Genomic DNA, 20043 nt, shown 5'->3' on the forward strand with positions numbered 1-20043 from the left:
AGGCACGTCACAAGTGACGTGCCTTTCGGAAGCTTAGCCTGAACGGTTACTGTTCGCTTTCATCGGTATATCGTTTCGCTTTATATGCCGGGTGCATCAGGTTCTGGGCGGAGAAGATATCGTCCAGTTCGGCTTCGGTCAACAATCCTCGCTCGAGAACCACCTCACGCACGCTCTTACCGGTTTCGGCACAAATCTTCCCGACGATATCGCCGTTGTGGTGGCCGATGAACGGGTTGAGATAGGTGACGATGCCGATGGAGTTATAGACGTAGCCTTCACACACTTCTTTATTCGCGGTGATGCCGTTAATGCATTTTTCCAGCAGGTTGTAGCAGGCGTTGGTCAGAATGTGGATAGATTCAAACATCGCCTGGCCAATCACCGGCTCCATTACGTTCAGCTGGAGCTGACCAGCTTCGGAGGCCATGGTGACGGTCGTATCGTTACCAATAACCTTGAAGCAAACCTGGTTCACCACTTCTGGCACCACCGGGTTCACTTTAGCTGGCATGATGGATGAACCCGCCTGCAACTCTGGCAGGTTGATTTCATTCAGGCCAGCGCGCGGACCGGAGGAGAGCAGGCGCAGGTCGTTACAGATTTTGGACAGTTTCACCGCCAGACGTTTCAATGCGCTGTGCACCATCACGTAGGCGCCGCAGTCTGAGGTGGCTTCAATCAGGTCTTCTGCAGGCACAACCGGCAGGTTGGACACTTCAGCCAGCTTCTGTACCGCCAGCTGCTGATAGCCATCCGGGGTGTTCAGGCGTGTACCGATGGCGGTAGCGCCCAGGTTCACTTCCAGCAGCAGTTCGGACGTGCGCAGCAGGTTTTTGGTCTCTTCGTTCAACAGCACGTTAAACGCGTGGAACTCCTGGCCGAGGGTCATTGGCACCGCGTCCTGCAGCTGGGTACGACCCATTTTCAGGATGTCCTGGAACTCAACGGCTTTACGCTGGAAGCCATCACCCAGCTGATTAATCGCGTCGACCAGTTTGACGACAGAGGCATACACCGCGATGCGGAAGCCGGTTGGGTAGGCGTCGTTGGTGGACTGACATTTGTTAACGTGGTCGTTCGGGTTCAGGTACTGGTATTCACCTTTCTGATGACCCATCAGCTCCAGGCCGATGTTTGCCAGCACTTCGTTGGTGTTCATGTTGACGGAGGTGCCTGCGCCGCCCTGATAGACGTCAACCGGGAACTGATCCATGCATTTGCCGTTGTTCAGCACTTCATCGCACGCGGCGATAATCGCATTTGCAGCGCTTTTAGGAATGGTTTGCAGCTCTTTGTTTGCCAGAGCCGCGGCTTTTTTTACCATCACCATGCCACGCACAAATTCAGGGATGTCGCTGATTTTGCTGTTGCTGATGTAGAAGTTTTCAATCGCTCTCAGAGTGTGAACACCATAGTAGGCATCCGCTGGAACTTCCCTGGTACCCAACAAATCTTCTTCGATACGAATGTTGTTTAACATGTGAACCTTCTTTTCAAGCTGCCGATGGATTGTACTAAACACACAGTTGATATGTGGTTTTGAATATTTTATGACCGACGATTATTCCCTCAATCGGCCAGATGTTCGAGATCATATGCTGATGATAGCGAATTGCCGTAAGCTGGATCACTTATTATCGACCCGATTTCATGATAATTATTAATCTGTGAAATATGTCACCGCTTTAATATTTCCAGAAAAAATATCCGTGCAAACCGATTGAATTTTGGCTAACCGTCACCATTTCTTATCTACGCGCTTCGCGAACACATTCAGTCAGGGGCCAGAAGGCACCTGCCACACAGGAGATGCCAGTGCGCTGGATACCATTTATTGCTTTCTTTCTTTATGTTTACATTGAGATTTCGATTTTCATCCAGGTTGCCCATGTGCTGGGCGTCCTGCTGACGCTGATTCTGGTGATCTTCACCTCCGTCATCGGCATGTCGCTGGTGCGCAATCAGGGTTTCAAAAATTTCCTGTTAATGCAGCAGAAGATGGCCGCAGGTGAAAGCCCGGCCGCCGAGATGATCAAAAGCGTGTCGCTGATTATTGCTGGCCTGCTGCTGATCCTGCCGGGCTTCTTTACAGACTTCCTCGGCCTGCTGTTGCTGTTGCCGCCGGTGCAGAAGCATCTGACCATGAAGCTGCTGCCGCATCTGCGTTTCAGCCGTATGCCAGGCGGTGGTTTCAGCACCGGCCCGGGCGATACCTTTGAAGGGGAATATCAGCGTAAGGATGAGCAGCGCGACCGGTTAGATCATAAAGACGATCGGTAAGTTTCTTGCCCGGTGGCGCTCGCTCACCGGGCCTGCGGATTTTGCCGCTTCGGTAAAAACACCCACAGCCCCGCCAGCATGACGATGGCGTACACACTCTTCCATCCCACCATCGCCAGCAGCAGCAGGCACAGGACACACCCGATAGCCGCCAGCGCCTTAAAGCGTCCTTTCAGTAGCCGACAGCCCGCCAGCATGCACAACAGATAGATCATGATGAAAATACCGTTGGCGTAGATAATCAGCGCGTCAAGGTTGATGTCGAGGAGATAAATGGCCAGGGAACTCACCACGCAGCAGCCCAGTACGGTATTCAGCGCATTCACCGGAAGCTGACGCTTTGACAGGCGTGAGAGGGGGCTATCCGGTTTATAAAGTGCCTGAGACCACACCAGCCGGGCGAAGCTCTGAATATAGATGTTGAGGCTGGCAAAGCAGGCGAGATAGCCAATCACGCAGGCTACCCACAGGGCTTTAACGCCAAACAGCTGCACCACGATGCCCGGCAGCGACGCGGCGGCGGCTTTCTCTTCACCGAACGCGTTGAAGTGCAGCACCAGTACGGTACAGGCCCAGTACACGGTGCCCGCCAGCAGCAGGCCAATCATCAGGGCGCGGGGAAAATCACGCTCGGGCTGTTTAAACTCGGATGCCAGATGAGCGAACGCCTCCAGACCGACGAAACACCAGAACATGACGGATAGTGCAGCGAAAAGCTGTGTGTGGTCGATGTCATTAATCGCGGGGAAAGGAATATCCGCCACCGTAATGTCACCCGCAAACCAGATGGCGACGATCAGCGCGACGATTAACACGGCGACCAGCGTTTGCAGGTTGGCGCTGGAACTGGCCCCGCGTGAGCCAACCCACCAGATAATCGCCAGCGTGCCGAGTTCAGCCAGCAGCAGCTGTTCATCGTGCCAGCCAAACAGCGCCTGTCCGAAGCCGGTTGCGATATGCAGGGCTGCCGGAAGGCCAACGGGTATCACCGACAAAAATAGCCAGCCGGTGACGCGCTCCATTCGCGGCCCAAACGCCATACCGACAAAATGCGCTACGCCGCCTGCGCTCGGGAAGTGCCGCCCGAGTATGGCAAAGACAATCGCCACCGGAAACACCAGCACGATCAGCACCGGCCATGCCCAAAGACTGTTATTGCCGGCAACCAACGCCGCCAGCGCGGGAACCGCAAAAACGCCCGTGCCTAACAAAGACGTTGAGAGTAAGCCAATGCCCTGCGCCAGCCCCAACTCCTGCCTGAGTCCACTCATTTACCTCGTCCCGCCACCATCAAAAGAGAGTGGATGGTAACACTTTCGCAAATTTTTTTTCGATTACCCCTTGAAGGGGTAAAAAGCTATCCCCATCTCTCAGGGCACTAGCCGGAAAACCGCATGCGGACCGGCGTCATCCATAACTGATAATGACTTTCTCAAAGGAGAGCTATCAATGAGTATTCGTCCGTTACATGATCGTGTGATCGTCAAACGTAAAGAAGTTGAAACCAAGTCTGCTGGCGGCATCGTTCTGACCGGTTCAGCAGCAGCAAAATCAACGCGTGGCGAAATCATCGCTGTCGGTAAGGGCCGCATCCTGGAAAACGGAACTGTGCAGCCACTGGACGTTAAAGTTGGTGACATCGTCATTTTCAACGATGGCTACGGCGTGAAATCCGAGAAGATCGACAATGAAGAAGTGTTGATCATGTCCGAGAGCGACATTCTGGCAATTGTTGAAGCGTAATTAACGCACGAAACTGTACGAATTTGAGGAAATAAGAACATGGCAGCTAAAGACGTAAAATTCGGTAACGACGCTCGTGTAAAAATGCTCCGCGGCGTAAACGTACTGGCAGACGCAGTGAAAGTCACTCTGGGCCCGAAAGGCCGTAACGTCGTGCTGGACAAATCCTTCGGCGCGCCAACCATCACCAAAGATGGTGTTTCTGTTGCACGTGAAATCGAGCTGGAAGACAAGTTCGAAAACATGGGCGCACAGATGGTGAAAGAAGTTGCCTCTAAAGCGAACGACGCTGCTGGTGACGGTACCACCACCGCGACCGTACTGGCGCAGGCGATCATCACCGAAGGCCTGAAAGCCGTTGCTGCGGGCATGAACCCAATGGATCTGAAACGTGGTATCGACAAAGCTGTCGCCTCTGCTGTTGAAGAGCTGAAAGCGCTGTCCGTACCGTGCTCTGACTCTAAAGCCATTGCTCAGGTTGGTACTATCTCCGCTAACTCCGACGAAACCGTAGGTAAACTGATCGCTGAAGCGATGGATAAAGTCGGTAAAGAAGGCGTGATCACCGTTGAAGACGGTACTGGTCTGGAAGACGAACTGGATGTGGTTGAAGGTATGCAGTTTGACCGCGGTTACCTGTCCCCATACTTCATCAACAAGCCAGAAACTGGCGCTGTTGAGCTGGAAAGCCCGTTCATCCTGCTGGCTGACAAGAAAATCTCCAACATCCGCGAAATGCTGCCAGTGCTGGAAGCCGTTGCGAAAGCAGGCAAGCCGCTGGTAATCATCGCTGAAGACGTTGAAGGCGAAGCGCTGGCGACTCTGGTGGTTAACACCATGCGTGGCATCGTGAAAGTGGCAGCGGTTAAAGCACCTGGCTTCGGCGATCGTCGTAAGGCGATGCTGCAGGATATCGCTACCCTGACCGGCGGTACCGTGATCTCCGAAGAGATTGGTATGGAGCTGGAAAAAGCGACCCTGGAAGACCTGGGCCAGGCGAAACGCGTTGTGATCAACAAAGACACTACCACCATCATCGACGGTGTGGGTGAAGAAGCCGCTATTCAGGGCCGTGTTGGTCAGATCCGTAAGCAGATCGAAGAAGCAACTTCCGATTACGACCGTGAAAAACTGCAGGAGCGCGTAGCGAAACTGGCAGGCGGCGTTGCGGTAATCAAAGTTGGTGCTGCGACCGAAGTTGAAATGAAAGAGAAGAAAGCACGCGTTGACGATGCCCTGCATGCGACCCGTGCTGCGGTAGAAGAAGGCGTAGTTGCTGGTGGTGGTGTCGCGCTGGTGCGTGTAGCCGCTAAACTGGCTGGCCTGACCGCTCAGAACGAAGACCAGAACGTAGGTATCAAAGTTGCGCTTCGCGCAATGGAAGCCCCTCTGCGTCAGATCGTGTCCAACGCCGGTGAAGAGCCATCAGTAGTTGCGAACAACGTGAAAGCGGGCGAAGGTAACTACGGTTACAACGCAGCAACTGAAGAATACGGCAACATGATCGACTTCGGTATCCTGGACCCAACTAAAGTTACCCGTTCTGCTCTGCAGTACGCGGCATCTGTAGCTGGCCTGATGATCACGACCGAATGCATGGTAACCGACATGCCTAAAGGCGACGCGCCTGACTTAGGTGCTGCTGGTGGTATGGGCGGCATGGGTGGCATGGGCGGCATGATGTAATCATGTTGTTCTGAACCTCTCAGAATGAACCCCGGGCAGCGATGCCCGGGGTTTTTTATTGCCCGTCGAGCCGTTACTCGAACAAGATGTGCATGGCGGAAGAGATGCGGTTCCAGCACTGAAAAATCCATTTTTATCTCCTCAGAAGAGTAGCTGCATCACCCACATCGAGAGCAGGGCGTTGATGACGCAGACAGCGATGATGTGCGGGTAATATTTCGGGTTCACGCCCGCGGTGCCGAGGCAGCGGCCCGTGTTTTGCACCGGATTGCCCATCAGGTAGATGGCGGGCAGCAGGATGGTGGCATCATGGCCGCTGAGCGTGCCGGCGACGACCAGGCTGGCGCAAACCCCCACGCCGCCGCCCATGCTCATCACCGAGGCCAGAAGTACCGTTGCCGCCGCACCCGGAAGCCCCCACAGGGCCATGATGGGCTCGCATACCCTGCCGACAATATCCAGCAGGCCGGTCACCTTAAGCGCCTGAATGATGACAAACGCCATGACCACGTTCGGCAGCAGGCTGGTGGTGGCGATGGTAAAGCCGCGGCGGGCGCCATCGATAAACAAGTCCATGATATTTTTACGCGTCTGGGCGATCATTTTTCCTCCTGAACGCGACGAACTTCCATGTGGGCGATCCACAGTCGCAGGAAGTTCGCGCCAACGAATTTGAACACCAGAATGACGGCAAGCGGCGCGATCACCGGGACGGTAATAAAGGTAAAAAGTGCGGCACCGGAAGAAAAATAGTTGGTAATAATGGCGCTACCGCTGGTCTGGAAGGTGGCGAAAATGGCGCGTTCATGGTCAGTAATCGCCCCTTCGTCGGTCAACTCTTTGGTCATCCCTGCGGCTGCATCGGTATTTTGCAGGTTGGCGATAAGCGCCAGAGAGCAGATGCCCGGCACCCCGAGCAGCGGGCGCAGAATGGGCGTCATGAGCTGTTGTGCGGCGCGCAGCCCGCCCAGCCCCTCGGTAACGGCAATGATCCCGAGCGATAAAATGACCGAGGGCGCCAGTTCAAGGGCAAACAAAAAACCGTCTTTCGCTCCTGTGCCACCCTCGCCGCGAAACGTTAGGGCGCCGTTCACCGGTCCAAAGCTGCCGTTCAGGACGGTAAAATCCAGCACGCGCCACCATTCAGTACTTTTGGCGAAAAAACCTGAGAAAAATACGATGGTGAGCACGAACGCCAGATAGCCCACCCAGGTTACTTTTTCCTCTCCTGAGGATGATGCACTCATGAAACCCCCTTTTTTTAGTCCCGTACAAAAGTTGTACGTCGCATCACTAAAAACGATCGGGGGCTAAAACACGATATCCCAAAGGTTATTATCAGAATTCATTTAAGATGTCGGAGGAGTGCCAGCGGAATCTGGCTCGCAGAAATGCTCAGCATTTTTCTTTTGGTCATCTTTTTAGTATAAGGTTTACACGCGGACAACTACTGTCCAGCTTATTGAAAACGAGGAATAACATGCGCATAAAAGTCTGTGCAGGGATTGTAGGTGCAGCATTGCTGCTGGCGGGTTGTAGCACCAGCAATGAGCTGACGGCAGCGGGCCAGAGCGTTCGCTTTGTGGAAGATAAGCCGGGCAGCGAATGCCAGCTGTTAGGCACCGCCTCTGGCGAGCAAAGCAACTGGATGTCAGGGCAGCACGGCGAGGAGGGCGGCTCTATGCGCGGTGCGGCCAATGCCCTGCGTAATCAGGCTGCGGCAATGGGCGGCAACGTGATTTACGGGGTAAGCAGCCCGACGCAGGGTATGCTGTCCAGCTTTGTGCCAACCGCCAGCCAGATGAACGGCCAGGTCTATAAGTGCCCGAACTGATATAACATTTTGATGGCGCTGCCGCTTTACCTGTAGGCAGGTAAGCGTAGCGCCACCTGCTTTTTTTACTGCTGCCGCAGCTGCAAATCCAGCGGCGTCTTACTCGGCTCTCCGCCAATCTCACGTGCCAGCTTCGGCACCATATAACCTGAAACCAGCGTTAACAGCTCGCGCATAATCTTCCGGGCCTCTTCATCCGTCACCATGAAGTGCGCCGCGCCCTGGACGCGATCCAGAACATGCAGGTAATAGGGCATTACGCCCGCATCAAATAAGGCATTGCTGAGATCGGCCAACACGTGGGCGCTGTCGTTCACGCCGCGCAGTAATACGCTCTGGTTGAGCAGCGTCACGCCTGCCATTCGCATACGCGTCATCGCCGCACGAAAGTCCGCGTCAATTTCATTTGCATGGTTAATATGGTTTACCAGCAGCACCTGTAAACGGGACTGCTCCAGGCGTGTGACCAGGGCGTCGGTGATACGCGCCGGGATGACGATCGGTAAACGGCTGTGAATGCGCAGACGCTTAATGTGCGGGATGGTCTCAAGTTGAGTCAGCAGCCAGTCCAGCTCATGATCTTTTGCCATCAGCGGGTCGCCGCCGGAAAAGATGATTTCATCCAGTTCCGGATGCGCTGCGATGTAGTCCAGTGCCACCTGCCAGTTGCGCTTATTACCCTGATTTTCGGCGTACGGGAAGTGGCGACGGAAGCAATAGCGGCAATTTACCGCGCACCCGCCCTTAACCAGCAGCAGGGCACGATTGCGGTATTTATGCAGTAAACCCGGTACAACACTGTTCTGCTCTTCCAGCGGATCGGTGCTGTATCCGGGGGCGGTAATAAACTCATCCTGAGAGGTCAGCGTTTGTTTTAATAATGGATCATCAGGGTTACCCTTTTCCATTCGGGCAACAAACGCGCGGGGAACGCGTAGGGCGAAAAGGCGCTTCGCCTCACGGCCTGCACGCAACGCTTCGTGCTGTTCGAGGTCTAAAAGACGCAGCAATTCATCAGGACTGGTGATTACATCGGCAAGTTGCGATAACCAATCTTCTCTGGACGGGGTGTTTAGGGTTACAATATGCGCCATTTTGTGGCTTAGCTACCAGTTAACAAATTTAGAGGGCCTTATGGCAACGTACTATAGCAACGATTTTCGTGCTGGTCTTAAAATCATGATGGACGGCGAACCGTACGCGGTTGAAGCCAGCGAATTCGTTAAACCAGGTAAAGGCCAGGCATTTGCGCGCGTTAAGCTGCGCCGCCTGCTGACCGGTACCCGTGTTGAGAAAACCTTCAAATCTACTGACTCCGCTGAAGGCGCTGATGTTGTCGATATGAACCTGACTTACCTGTACAACGACGGTGAGTTCTGGCACTTCATGAACAACGAAACCTTCGAGCAGCTGTCTGCGGACGCGAAAGCGATTGGCGACAACGCCAAGTGGCTGCTGGATCAGGCTGAGTGCATCGTGACCCTGTGGAACGGTCAGCCTATCGCGGTTACGCCGCCGAACTTCGTTGAGCTGGAAATCGTTGAAACCGATCCAGGTCTGAAAGGTGATACCGCAGGTACTGGCGGCAAGCCTGCCACCCTGTCTACCGGCGCTGTGGTGAAAGTGCCACTGTTCGTACAGATCGGTGAAGTGATCAAAGTGGATACCCGCTCCGGCGAATACGTATCCCGCGTGAAGTAATTTACGTCATGATTAAAGGCGCAGCGCCCGCTGCGCCTGATTTTGCAGGCAGGGAAGATGAAACGTACCGTTAAAATTCTGCTTCTGTTAGCGCTCTCCAGCGCAATTCTCTCCGGCTGCAACACCGCGCGTGGCGTGGGTGAAGATATCCAGGATCTCGGCCATATCATTTCCCATGCGGCCAGCTAATTCCGTCTAATTTTCCTAAAAATTCTTCCTTTTCCGTCAAACGGCAAGATTTTGTCTATTCTTAAGTTGCTATACACAAAATAACTTTGGCTATAAAAGGAAGATATTATGGTTAAGAAAACAATTGCAGCGATCTTTTCTGTTCTGGTGCTTTCTTCGGTACTGACTGCATGTAACACCACCCGTGGCGTAGGGGAAGATATCTCCGACGGTGGTAGCGCGATTTCTGGCGCAGCAACTAAAGCTCAGAACTAATGTAAGCGACGGTACGGCAAGTTATTACACCGTACCGTCAATTCTCCACTTCCTGTAGCGATAAAAACGGCGAGTAGCGCGTATCCATATGCAGCTTCATGCGGATATTGCGTTTGTACGTGTATACCGTTTTTCCGTTAATGCGAAGATTGCTGGCAATTTTCTGGTTGCTCGCACCATCCATCCACAAGGTCAGAACTCTTTCTTCCTGACGCGTCAGCAACGGTGCCGCCATTTTCGGTAGCTCCGCACTCGCGCATGACGTTAGCGCATCGTTTATCACCGCCGCCAGTGCTTCCAGATCGGTATTTTTGGAGAGCGAAGACCATATCGGGAACTGCGCCAGATAATCAGTCATCTCCTGCTCCTGCCCTGATTGCAGCATAATAAAAGGCAGTGTTTCGCTGGCAATTAGCAGGGAGGAAAGCTGCTGAAAATGGTGTAAATCCTGCCGGAAGCCAGATAAATCAGCGATGACCAGCGCAGGTTTCCATTGCAGGATATGCTCTCTGGCGAGGAAAAGATTATTTACCCCGGTTACGACGAAATGACCCGAAAACAGGTCTGAATGATTGACCCAGGCTTCAAATCCCGCGCGGGTGAAGTGACAACGGTCAATCAAAAGAATTTTGAACATAAAATTTTCGCAGTCGGCTAGTGGTTTGGCTTCCTGCCATCAGAAAGCCTATCATCATAGAGAAGTCGGATGAGTCATAAATGCCTGAACTACGTGCCTTACTGAGGCTATTTCTTGCTTTAAGGTGTTCAGCAGAAAAAGTTTGAAAAAAAATTCCACGCTAACCAAAATATAAGGCGCAACTTCTGCCTTGCGGGACGACCCGTAAGCGCTTCACTCATCGGGGACGGCCCCAACTTGTCTTTAAGTTAAGGAGCCTGAAATGTCCTGGATCGTTCTTGTTATTGCTGGTTTGCTCGAAGTGGTATGGGCAATTGGTCTGAAATACACCCACGGTTTTACCCGCCTGACGCCCAGCGTCATCACTATCGCCGCAATGATTGTCAGTATCGTCATGCTGTCATGGGCGATGCGAACCTTACCCGTCGGCACAGCTTACGCTGTCTGGACGGGAATTGGCGCAGTAGGGGCTGCCATTACCGGCATTCTGCTGCTGGGGGAGTCTGCGAGTCTGGCGCGCATCGCCAGCCTCGCGTTGATTGTCGCGGGTATCATCGGGTTAAAACTCAGTACGCACTAATGCGGCTGTTTTACCCAGATTAACTTCGTCACATCAAACCCTTGCCGGGTCGCTATGTCCAGCATCTGCTGTTTCATTTCCGCCGAGATCGTTGGCGTGCGTGAGAGGAGCCACAGATAGTTGCGATCCGGCCCACAGACCAGCGCGTGGCGGTACTCTCTGTCCAGCGCAATGACGTTATACCCGCCATAGTATGGGCCGATGAAAGAGGCTTTCATGGCCGCGCGATTAGATGCGCCGGTGAAATAGGCCTGACCAACTGACTGCTGCCACATCTGGCGATCCGGGTTATAGCCGCGGTTAATGACCCGGATCCCGCCGTTATCCATCGCGCTGTAGCTGATCGTGACTTTTTCTAAGCCCCGTTCGAACTGATGGTCCAGTCGGGCGATTTCATACCAGGTGCCGAGGAAGCGCTGTGCGTCGAAATTACTGACTACCGTGACGCCAGGCGGAGGAGTAGGGGAACTGCAAGCAACCACTAAAAACGCGGCTGTTACTGCGGCAATAACAGGCAGAATGCGCATAGGAGTTTCCTTACTGTTTTTTGTTAAGTGTAGATGACAGCAGGGAAAATGCGGGAGATTGTGCAGGGTGTTTTGCCGGGTGGCGGCTTCGCCTTACCCGGCCTACAAAGTTCATGCGTTGTGTAGACCGGGTAAGCGCAGCGCCACCCGCAATGTTTTACTGTAGCGCGTCGAGGATATGGTATGCCGCCTCAACGCGTGCCGGGTTCGGATAGCTTTTATTCGCGAGCATCACAATACCGATCTGCTTTTCAGGAATAAAGGCCACGTAGCTGCCAAACCCGCCAGTAGAGCCCGTTTTATGGACCCAGGACGCTTTGACCGGGGGAGCCGGTGGATTCACTTCTGCCACGGGAAGCGGTGCCAGCGCCACCTTACTGTCGCTGCCCTCGATCACCGTGTTGGCCTCCACGGGCCAGTTGAGCATCTCCCAGCCCAGACCCTGATACATTGACCCGATACGCCAGTAGCGCGACTGCGCCAGCGCGATGCCCTGCTTAAGTGAGGCATCGGCAACGTTCTCCGGCGCCATGTTTGCCATGACCCAGTTCGCCATATCCTGCACGTTGGTTTTCACGCCATAGGCTTGTGCATCCAGCATTCCCGGCGAAACGCGCACCGCTTTACCGTCACGATAGCCCCAGGCGTAATGCGCCTCTTCCGCTTTCGGAACGTTAATCCAGGTATGGTCCAGCTTGAGCGGCTTAAGGACCCGCGTCGTCATGGCCTGCTCATAGCCCATGCCGGAAGGTTTGACCGCCAGCGCGCCAAAAAGACCGATACTGGCGTTGGCGTAAAGACGCGTTGTGCCAGGCTTCCACTGCGGCTGCCAGTTTTGATAAAAGCGCAGCAGGGCGGCATTATCCGTGACCTCATCCGGTACCTGTAGCGGCAGGCCGCCAGCGGTGTAGGTTGCGAGATCCAGCATACGAATCCCCTGCCACTGCTTGCCCGTCAGCTGTGGCCAGTATCTGGTCACCGGATCGTCCAGCGAAATTTCACCGCGAGCAATGGCATCCCCTCCTAAAACCCCGGTGAAGGTTTTACTTATAGAACCCAGCTCGAACAGAGTCTGAGGCGTAACGGGTTTGCTGGCCGCGATATCGGCTTTGCCAAACGTGTAATAGTGCGGTTTACCCTGATAAATAACGGCCACCGCCATGCCTGGAATCGACTGGGCTTTCATCAGCGGGGTAATCGTATTCGCGACCACCTCCGCCAGCTCTTTTTCTGACACTGGCGCGGCGAGAGCAGAGCAAGAGATGCCGAGCAGCAGGGCGCAGCAAAGAGATTTTTTCATCATCAGTAATCTTCCGTAATAGCGAGTCAAGGGGATGTCCGGGCCCGTCAGACAGGCGTAGTCTGTTGGATTTGACTGTGCCTGACAAACGGTTAAATTTAGCATTAGCTGTTAATTTTTCTAACGGAAGAGACCATGACGCGAAGCTATCTCCCCCTCAATTCGCTTCGAGCCTTTGAAGCCGCCGCGAGACATCTCAGCTTTACGCATGCGGCCATTGAGCTGAACGTGACCCATTCAGCCATTAGCCAGCATGTGAAAACGCTGGAGCAGCACCTGAACTGTCAGCTGTTCGTTCGCGTGTCGCGCGGGCTGATGTTGACTACCGAGGGAGAAAACTTACTGCCGGTACTGAATGATTCGTTCGATCGTATAGCCGGAATGCTGGATCGCTTCGCTAACCATCGTGCGCAGGAGAAGCTGAAAATCGGCGTGGTGGGTACGTTTGCCATCGGGGTTTTATTCTCACAGCTGGACGATTTTCGCCGTGGCTATCCGCACATCGATCTTCAGCTTTCCACCCATAACAACCGCGTTGATCCGGCTGCCGAAGGGCTTGACTATACGATCCGCTACGGTGGCGGGGCGTGGCATGGCACCGAGGCTGAATTTCTTTGTCATGCGCCGCTCGCGCCGCTGTGTACGCCCGATATCGCCGCCAGTCTGCACTGTCCGGCCGATATCCTCAGGTTTACGCTGCTGCGCTCCTACCGACGCGACGAGTGGACCGCGTGGATGCAGGCGGCCGGCGAACATCCCCCTTCGCCAACGCACCGTGTGATGGTATTTGATTCGTCCGTGACCATGCTGGAGGCCGCTCAGGCAGGGGGAGGTATTGCCATTGCGCCTGTCGATATGTTTACCCATCTGTTAGCCAGCGAGCGCATTGTGCAGCCCTTTGCAACGCAGATTGAACTCGGCAGTTACTGGCTGACCCGATTGCAGTCCCGGGCAGAAACGCCTGCCATGCGCGAATTTTCCCGGTGGCTGGTGGAGAAGATGAAAAAGTAAAAAGCCCGCCGGATGGCGGGCCTGTTCAGTCAGATGGTGACCACGGCAATCAACGTGACGACCGTCAGAATGGTTGCCAGACCGTAGAAGACCCATTTACCGCTTGGCACATGGATTTTCAGATCGTGCATCGCATGGTGGATACGGTGCAGACCACACCACAGCGGCAGGACGATCATCAGGAAGATGAACACCCGGCCAATAAAGCTGCTCGCAAAGGCCAGTACGCGCTCATAGCTCAGCGCATCGCCCGGAAACAGCCCCAGCGGCAGCATGATCCCTACCAGCAGGATAATGACCGGGGCAATAATGGCGCTCCACATGCCGCCTGCGCCAAACAGCCCCCAGAAGACCGGCTCATCTGAACGTTTTGGATTTGGATTGATCACAGTAGTCTCCTTACCAGAACAGTGCGACAAACAGAATGACCACAGAGACAACTGCCGTCACTGCCCAGAGCCCTTTAAAAACCGGCTCTGGCCCCATTTTTTCGCCTTTTACAATGATGTTCGCTGCTTTTGGCGCCAGTTCAAACCAGGTTTTGGTATGCAGTAGCGCGGCTGCGAGCACAATCAGATTCAGAACCACGATGATTGGGTTTTGCAGGAAACCCACAAAACTGGCCCAGGCTTCCGGGCCGTGCTTGAGGGCATACACCCCGTACATCAGTTCGAGGCTGAACCAGACCGCGGGAACAGCCGTGCCTTCACGCAGCATATAGAAGCGATAAAACGGCAGTTTTTTCCACCAGGTGGACGGCATTGGTCGCACGTAGGCTTTGCGTTTAGTCGTCATCATGCACTCCTTAGCGTGGTTTCAGGGTAGCGATAAGAAAGTCTTTCGAGCTTTCCACTTTTCCCTGCTGAATGGCGGCGGCCGGGTCGACATGCTTCGGACAGACTTCGGAGCAGTAACCGACAAACGTGCAGGTCCAGACCCCGTTCTGGCCGTTAAGCTGTGCCATACGTTCTTTTTTGCCGTGGTCGCGGCTGTCCTCGTTATAGCGGTGCGCCAGGGTAATGGCGGCCGGGCCGATAAACTCAGGGTTCAGGCCAAACTGTGGACAGGCGGCGTAGCACAGGCCGCAGTTGATGCAGCCGGAAAACTGATGGTATTTCGCCATCTGCGCGGGCGTCTGGGTGTTTGGCCCCTGATCCGGCGTGCGCGGGTTGCCGATGATGTACGGCTTAATCGCTTCGAGGCTTTCGATAAAGTGGGTCATGTCGACCACCAGATCGCGCTCAATCGGGAAGTTGCCCAGCGCTTCAACCTTGATGCCCTTGGTGTAATCACGCAGGAAAGTTTTACACGCCAGCTTCGGCACTTTGTTGACCATCATGCCGCAGGAGCCGCAGATTGCCATGCGGCAGGACCAGCGGTAGCTCAGGTCCGGGGCCAGGTTATCTTTGATATAGCCGAGCGCATCCAGCAGGGAGGTTTGCTCGTCGTAAGGGACTTCATAGAAAGCGCTGTGCGGCGCGGCGTCCACTTCCGGGTTGTAGCGCACCACTTCAACTTTCAGTTTTTGCATCTCAGCCATTCGCCTTCTCCTTCTTATCGGCGGCTTCTGCTTCTGCACCGTACACGCGTTTCGCCGGTGGCAGCGTAGTGATTTTCACGTCGCTGTAGTCCAGACGGGTGGTACCATCCGCATCGCGCCAGGCGAGAGTATGTTTAAGGAAATTGACGTCGTCACGTTCGGTGCAGCCCTCATCCAGGCGCTGGTGTGCGCCGCGGGACTCTTTACGCGCCAGGGCGGAATGGGCCATACACTCTGCGACGTTCAGGCCGTGGCCCAGTTCAATGGTATAGAGCAGGTCGGTATTGAAGACGCTGGAGGTGTCGGTGATGCGCACGCGCTTGAAGCGTTCCTGGAGTTCTGCCAGCTTGTCGACGGTTTTCTGCATCAGCTCTGGCGTACGGTAGATCCCGCAGCCTTCTTCCATCGACAGCCCCATTTCGTCGCGGATCTTCGACCAGTTTTCGTTACCTTCCTGGTTCACCAGGCCTTTCAGGCGTTTTTCGATGTCTGCAACCTGCGCATCCAGCGCCGCGCTGTTAGCTTCACCTTCCGTTGCGGCACGCTCCATCGCGCGTTCGCCCGCCATGCGACCAAAGACCACCAGCTCAGCCAGCGAGTTCGAGCCCAGACGGTTTGCGCCGTGCAGACCGACGGAGGAACACTCACCCACCGCAAACAGCCCTTTGATGCGGGTTTCGCACTGCTGGTCGGTTTCGATACCGCCCATGGTGTAGTGCGCGGTTGGACGCACCGGGATCGGCTCTTTCACCGGGTCGACGCCCACATAGGCTTTTGCCAGCTCGCAGATAAACGGCAGACGCTCCAGCAGTTTCTTCTCGCCGAGATGACGCAGGTCGAGATGTACCACGTCGCCGCGCGGCGTTGAGATGGTGTTGCCTTTGCGCCACTCATGCCAGAAAGCCTGAGAGACTTTGTCGCGTGGGCCGAGTTCCATGTATTTGTTTTTCGGCTCGCCAAGCGGGGTTTCCGGACCCATGCCGTAATCCTGCAAATAGCGATAGCCGTTTTTGTTGACCAGAATACCGCCTTCGCCGCGGCAGCCTTCCGTCATCAGAATACCGGAGCCCGGCAGGCCGGTTGGGTGATACTGGACGAACTCCATATCACGCAGCGGGACGCCGTGGCTGAGCGCCATGCCCATACCGTCACCGGTGACGATGCCGCCGTTGGTGTTGTAGCGGTATACGCGGCCCGCACCGCCCGTTGCCATCACCACCGCCTTAGCGCGGATCTGGACGAGCGTGCCTTCCATCATGTTCATTGCTACCAGTCCGTGCGCATGACCGTCGTCGACCAGAATGTCGAGAACGAAATGTTCGTCAAAGCGCTGGATTTGTGGGAACTGGAGGGAGGTCTGGAACAGGGTGTGCAGCATGTGGAAGCCGGTCTTATCGGCGGCAAACCAGGTGCGTTCGATCTTCATGCCACCAAAGCGGCGGACGTTGACGCTCCCGTCCGGACGGCGGCTCCAAGGACATCCCCACTGTTCCAGCTGGGTCATTTCCGTTGGGCAATGGTGCACGAAGTAATCAACGACATCCTGTTCGCAAAGCCAGTCGCCCCCTGCAACCGTGTCGTGGAAATGGTATTCGAAGCTGTCATGATCCTGCGCGACGGCGGCGGATCCTCCTTCTGCGGCTACCGTGTGGCTGCGCATCGGATAGACTTTTGAAATCAATGCGATTTTGGCGTTCGGATTGGCTTGTGCCGCAGCAATTGCAGCGCGTAATCCAGCCCCGCCAGCGCCTATTACGGCAAGATCGGCTTGAAAAGTTTGCACGACATTCCTCCAGATTTTTGTTTTCCCGCAACGTGATGAGCTAAAGGACGTTCACCTGCCCGAACGGACGATTGCGGAAGCGATTCCACTGCTCCTTTATGGGTAAAACAGTATAACCGCGTAGAAGTGAGGGAAATTTGACGTGTTCGATTTTTTTGCTGTTCTGTGCGGTGATTTATCATCGTGATTAATGAATGACGTCACAGTATTTCTCTGTGCAATGAAAAGGGGCTTTTACTGTGCAAAATTTGTCTCTGCCCCGGCTTGCGAGTAGACTTCGTGCCCTTGTCTGAAAACGGAGAAATAACTCATGAGCGAAACGGCCACCTGGCAGCCGAGCGCATCCATTCCAAACCTGCTAAAGCGCGCAGCAATTATGGCGGAGATCCGCCGCTTCTTTGCGGATCGCGGCGTCCTGGAGGTGGAAACGCCGTGCATGAGTCAGGCGACGGTCACGGATATTCATCTGGTCCCGTTTGAAACCCGTTTTGTTGGCCCAGGCCACTCTCAGGGCATGAATCTGTATCTGATGACCAGCCCGGAATACCATATGAAGCGTCTGCTGGCGGCCGGGTGTGGTCCGGTCTATCAGCTGTGCCGTAGCTTCCGTAATGAAGAGATGGGCCGACACCATAATCCGGAATTCACTATGCTGGAGTGGTACCGCCCGCACTACGACATGTATCGTCTGATGAACGAAGTCGACGATCTGCTCCAACAGGTGCTGGATTGCGCGGAAGCTGAAACGCTCTCCTATCAGCAGGCCTTCCAGCGTCATCTGGAAATTGATCCGCTGTCGGCTGATAAAACACAGCTGCGTGAAGTGGCGGCAAAACTGGATCTGAGCAACGTGGCGGATAACGAAGAGGATCGCGACACGCTGCTGCAACTGCTGTTCACCTTTGGTGTTGAACCGCAGATTGGCAAAGATCGTCCGACGTTTGTCTATCACTTCCCGGCCAGCCAGGCTTCACTGGCGCAGATCAGCACCGAAGATCACCGCGTGGCGGAGCGCTTTGAGGTGTACTTTAAAGGCATCGAGCTGGCGAACGGTTTCCATGAGCTGACCGACGCGCGCGAACAGCAACAGCGTTTCGAGCAGGATAACCGCAAGCGCAACGCGCGCGGTCTGCCGCAGCAGCCGATTGACACCAACCTGCTGGAAGCGCTTAAAGCCGGTTTGCCGGACTGCTCCGGCGTGGCGCTGGGTGTGGATCGCCTGGTCATGCTGGCGCTGGGCGCAGAACAACTGGGCGATGTGATTGCCTTTACGGTCGATCGCGCATAAAGAATTGCCGGGTGGGGCTGTCGCTTACCCGGTCTACTCGGTCATTTAACTCTGCCACATTAAAAACTACTATCTTCTCTATGCACGGGTCTTTTTCTTCATTTGACTCGGATAGCCACAATATTTGTCTGGTCATCTGCTACCATCCGCGCAGTTTAATTCCGTTTCGGATGGTTATATGTCTCACTCACTCAAAAAAATGACCCTTATCGGGCTCATCCTGATGATTTTTACGTCAGTTTTTGGCTTTGCCAATAGCCCGTCCGCGTTTTATCTGATGGGCTACAGCGCGACGCCGTTTTATATCGTTTCCGCGCTGTTCTTCTTTATTCCGTTTGCGCTAATGATGGCGGAGATGGGGTCGGCGTACAGGAAAGAAGAAGGCGGCATCTATTCGTGGATGAACAACAGCGTCGGTCCGCGTTATGCGTTTATCGGTACGTTCATGTGGTTTTCATCCTATGTCGTCTGGATGGTCAGCACGGCGGCCAAGGTCTGGGTGCCGTTCTCAACGTTTCTCTTCGGTGCGGATAAAACGCAGGTCTGGTCTCTGGCGGGGCTGAGTTCCACACAGGTGGTCGGTATTCTGGCGGTGTGCTGGATGGTGGTTGTCACGCGGGTGGCCTCGAAAGGCATCAACAAAATTGCCCGTATCACTGCCGTTGGCGGAATTTCCGTGATGTGCCTGAACCTGGTGCTGCTGCTGGTCAGTATCGCTATTCTGTGCCTGAACGGCGGGCATTTCGCACAGGAAGTCAACTTCGTTTCATCGCCTAATCCGGGTTACCAGTCCGGGCTGGCCATGCTCTCCTTCGTGGTGTTTGCCATCTTTGCTTACGGTGGAATTGAAGCCGTGGGCGGGCTGGTCGATAAAACCGAAAACCCGGAAAAGAACTTCGCCAAAGGCATTATCTTTGCCGCCATCGTCATTTCCATTGGCTACTCGCTGGCGATTTTCCTCTGGGGCGTCAGCACCCACTGGCAGCAGGTACTGAGCAATAACACCACCAACCTCGGCAACATTACCTACGTGTTGATGAAAAGCCTGGGGGTGACGCTGGGCAACGCCATGGATCTCGCGCCGGAAACGTCGGCCACCCTGGGGATCTGGTTTGCGCGGATTACCGGTTTGTCGATGTTCCTCGCCTATACTGGCGCGTTCTTCACGCTGATCTACTCGCCGCTGAAAGCGATTATTCAGGGGACGCCAAAGGCGCTGTGGCCTGCACGTATGACGCAGCTGAACGCTGCCGGTATGCCTGCCAACGCAATGTGGATGCAGTGCATGCTGGTGTGCGTGTTCATTCTGCTGGTGTCCTTTGGCGGCGATACCGCGTCGGCGTTCTATAACAAGCTGACCCTGATGGCAAACGTATCGATGACGCTTCCGTACCTATTCCTGGCGCTGGCGTTCCCGTTCTTTAAGGCGAAGCGAGATCTGGAGCGACCGTTTGTGATCTTCAAAACCCGCGTGGCGACGCTGCTGGCGACCACTGTTGTGGTGCTGGTCGTCGCGTTCGCCAACATCTTTACCGTCATTCAGCCCGTGGTTGAGGCAAATGACTGGAGCAGCACGCTGTGGATGGTTGGCGGACCGATCTTCTTCTCGCTGCTGGCAATGGGGATTTATGAGAACTACCGCCGCCGCATGATGACCTGCGTGGCAGAAGTGGCATAGCGGATGAA

Annotated in this window: 23 protein-coding genes; 11 read left to right on the top strand and 12 right to left on the bottom strand. The window is 54.8% G+C overall.

Going from position 1 to position 20043, the window contains the following annotated elements:
• Positions 1-46 precede the first annotated feature (46 nt).
• Positions 47-1483, bottom strand: coding sequence for an aspartate ammonia-lyase (gene aspA / locus ACQG03_RS01895; RefSeq protein ID WP_003855923.1), 1437 nt, complete (start codon positions 1481-1483; stop codon positions 47-49).
• Positions 1484-1818: 335 nt separating this feature from the next.
• On the opposite strand from aspA, the gene ACQG03_RS01900 reads away from it, so the two are divergent.
• Complete coding sequence (locus ACQG03_RS01900) at positions 1819-2283, top strand: FxsA family protein (protein WP_003855925.1); 465 nt, start codon at positions 1819-1821, stop codon at positions 2281-2283.
• 23 nt (positions 2284-2306) lie between these two features.
• Here the strand turns inward: ACQG03_RS01900 and yjeH are convergent, their stop codons facing one another.
• Positions 2307-3554, bottom strand: coding sequence for an L-methionine/branched-chain amino acid transporter (gene yjeH / locus ACQG03_RS01905; RefSeq protein WP_023299120.1), 1248 nt, complete (start codon positions 3552-3554; stop codon positions 2307-2309).
• Between the two features lie 178 nt (positions 3555-3732).
• Between yjeH and ACQG03_RS01910 the strand changes: the two genes are divergently transcribed.
• Complete coding sequence (locus ACQG03_RS01910; RefSeq protein WP_003855929.1) at positions 3733-4026, top strand: co-chaperone GroES; 294 nt, start codon at positions 3733-3735, stop codon at positions 4024-4026.
• Positions 4027-4065: 39 nt separating this feature from the next.
• Complete coding sequence (gene groL / locus ACQG03_RS01915) at positions 4066-5712, top strand: chaperonin GroEL (protein WP_006810416.1); 1647 nt, start codon at positions 4066-4068, stop codon at positions 5710-5712.
• 141 nt (positions 5713-5853) lie between these two features.
• Here the strand turns inward: groL and ACQG03_RS01920 are convergent, their stop codons facing one another.
• Together ACQG03_RS01920 and ACQG03_RS01925 are read right to left on the bottom strand one after the other, a co-directional pair.
• Positions 5854-6315, bottom strand: coding sequence for a YjiG family protein (locus ACQG03_RS01920; RefSeq protein ID WP_022646800.1), 462 nt, complete (start codon positions 6313-6315; stop codon positions 5854-5856).
• A complete protein-coding gene (locus tag ACQG03_RS01925) occupies positions 6312-6959 on the bottom strand; it encodes a nucleoside recognition domain-containing protein (protein ID WP_038415111.1) in 648 nt (215 codons plus the stop codon). The genes ACQG03_RS01920 and ACQG03_RS01925 overlap by 4 nt, the downstream gene beginning before the upstream one ends.
• 233 nt (positions 6960-7192) lie before the next feature.
• Between ACQG03_RS01925 and ACQG03_RS01930 the strand changes: the two genes are divergently transcribed.
• Complete coding sequence (locus ACQG03_RS01930; RefSeq protein ID WP_022646802.1) at positions 7193-7546, top strand: DUF4156 domain-containing protein; 354 nt, start codon at positions 7193-7195, stop codon at positions 7544-7546.
• A gap of 65 nt (positions 7547-7611) precedes the next feature.
• On the opposite strand, the gene epmB is transcribed toward ACQG03_RS01930, so the two are convergent.
• Positions 7612-8640, bottom strand: coding sequence for an EF-P beta-lysylation protein EpmB (gene epmB, locus ACQG03_RS01935; protein ID WP_022646803.1), 1029 nt, complete (start codon positions 8638-8640; stop codon positions 7612-7614).
• 40 nt (positions 8641-8680) lie between these two features.
• Between epmB and efp the strand changes: the two genes are divergently transcribed.
• From efp to ecnB, 3 genes are all read left to right on the top strand, one after another.
• The gene (efp, locus tag ACQG03_RS01940; protein ID WP_003855940.1) at positions 8681-9247 is read left to right on the top strand and encodes an elongation factor P; all 567 of its coding nucleotides are present in this window, start codon (positions 8681-8683) and stop codon (positions 9245-9247) included.
• A 57-nt stretch (positions 9248-9304) separates the two neighbouring features.
• Entirely contained in the window at positions 9305-9436 is a 132-nt protein-coding gene (locus ACQG03_RS01945) for an entericidin A/B family lipoprotein (RefSeq protein WP_006810410.1), read from the top strand.
• Between the two features lie 108 nt (positions 9437-9544).
• Positions 9545-9691, top strand: a complete 147-nt coding sequence (ecnB, locus tag ACQG03_RS01950; protein WP_006178941.1) for a lipoprotein toxin entericidin B — start codon at positions 9545-9547, stop codon at positions 9689-9691.
• A 37-nt stretch (positions 9692-9728) separates the two neighbouring features.
• On the opposite strand, the gene ACQG03_RS01955 is transcribed toward ecnB, so the two are convergent.
• On the bottom strand, positions 9729-10328 hold the full coding sequence (locus ACQG03_RS01955; RefSeq protein ID WP_023299123.1) for a helix-turn-helix transcriptional regulator: 600 nt from the start codon (positions 10326-10328) through the stop codon (positions 9729-9731).
• 262 nt (positions 10329-10590) lie between these two features.
• Between ACQG03_RS01955 and sugE the strand changes: the two genes are divergently transcribed.
• Entirely contained in the window at positions 10591-10908 is a 318-nt protein-coding gene (sugE, locus tag ACQG03_RS01960) for a quaternary ammonium compound efflux SMR transporter SugE (RefSeq protein WP_015572453.1), read from the top strand.
• Here the strand turns inward: sugE and ACQG03_RS01965 are convergent.
• Positions 10905-11435: a lipocalin family protein gene (locus tag ACQG03_RS01965; protein WP_023299124.1), complete on the bottom strand. Its 531-nt coding sequence runs from the start codon at positions 11433-11435 to the stop codon at positions 10905-10907. The genes sugE and ACQG03_RS01965 overlap by 4 nt on opposite strands.
• Before the next feature lie 157 nt (positions 11436-11592).
• Entirely contained in the window at positions 11593-12738 is a 1146-nt protein-coding gene (gene blaACT / locus ACQG03_RS01970) for an ACT family cephalosporin-hydrolyzing class C beta-lactamase (RefSeq protein ID WP_063163229.1), read from the bottom strand.
• 132 nt (positions 12739-12870) lie between these two features.
• Here blaACT and ampR point away from each other — a divergent pair, with 132 nt between their 5' ends.
• A complete protein-coding gene (gene ampR, locus ACQG03_RS01975; protein WP_046620977.1) occupies positions 12871-13746 on the top strand; it encodes a LysR family transcriptional regulator AmpR in 876 nt (291 codons plus the stop codon).
• A 29-nt stretch (positions 13747-13775) separates the two neighbouring features.
• Here the strand turns inward: ampR and frdD are convergent, their stop codons facing one another.
• Genes frdD through frdA form a run of 4 tightly spaced genes read right to left on the bottom strand, consistent with a single transcriptional unit; the run spans position 13776 to position 17069 of the window.
• A complete protein-coding gene (gene frdD, locus ACQG03_RS01980) occupies positions 13776-14135 on the bottom strand; it encodes a fumarate reductase subunit FrdD (RefSeq protein WP_000609653.1) in 360 nt (119 codons plus the stop codon).
• A 10-nt stretch (positions 14136-14145) separates the two neighbouring features.
• Complete coding sequence (frdC, locus tag ACQG03_RS01985) at positions 14146-14541, bottom strand: fumarate reductase subunit FrdC (RefSeq protein ID WP_063163228.1); 396 nt, start codon at positions 14539-14541, stop codon at positions 14146-14148.
• A gap of 10 nt (positions 14542-14551) precedes the next feature.
• Complete coding sequence (locus ACQG03_RS01990; RefSeq protein ID WP_022646809.1) at positions 14552-15286, bottom strand: succinate dehydrogenase/fumarate reductase iron-sulfur subunit; 735 nt, start codon at positions 15284-15286, stop codon at positions 14552-14554.
• Positions 15279-17069 carry a fumarate reductase (quinol) flavoprotein subunit gene (frdA, locus tag ACQG03_RS01995; protein ID WP_063163227.1) on the bottom strand — a complete coding sequence of 597 codons (1791 nt, stop codon included), beginning with the start codon at positions 17067-17069 and terminating at the stop codon, positions 15279-15281. The genes ACQG03_RS01990 and frdA overlap by 8 nt, the downstream gene beginning before the upstream one ends.
• Positions 17070-17379: 310 nt before the next feature.
• Between frdA and epmA the strand changes: the two genes are divergently transcribed.
• Together epmA and yjeM are read left to right on the top strand one after the other, a co-directional pair.
• Positions 17380-18357, top strand: coding sequence for an elongation factor P--(R)-beta-lysine ligase (epmA, locus tag ACQG03_RS02000; RefSeq protein ID WP_003855960.1), 978 nt, complete (start codon positions 17380-17382; stop codon positions 18355-18357).
• A 178-nt stretch (positions 18358-18535) separates the two neighbouring features.
• Positions 18536-20035, top strand: a complete 1500-nt coding sequence (gene yjeM / locus ACQG03_RS02005) for a glutamate/gamma-aminobutyrate family transporter YjeM (protein ID WP_063163226.1) — start codon at positions 18536-18538, stop codon at positions 20033-20035.
• Positions 20036-20043 lie beyond the last annotated feature (8 nt).

It is taken from the genome of Enterobacter cloacae complex sp. 342H5, assembly GCF_050030905.1.
Taxonomy (GTDB): domain Bacteria; phylum Pseudomonadota; class Gammaproteobacteria; order Enterobacterales; family Enterobacteriaceae; genus Enterobacter; species Enterobacter intestinihominis.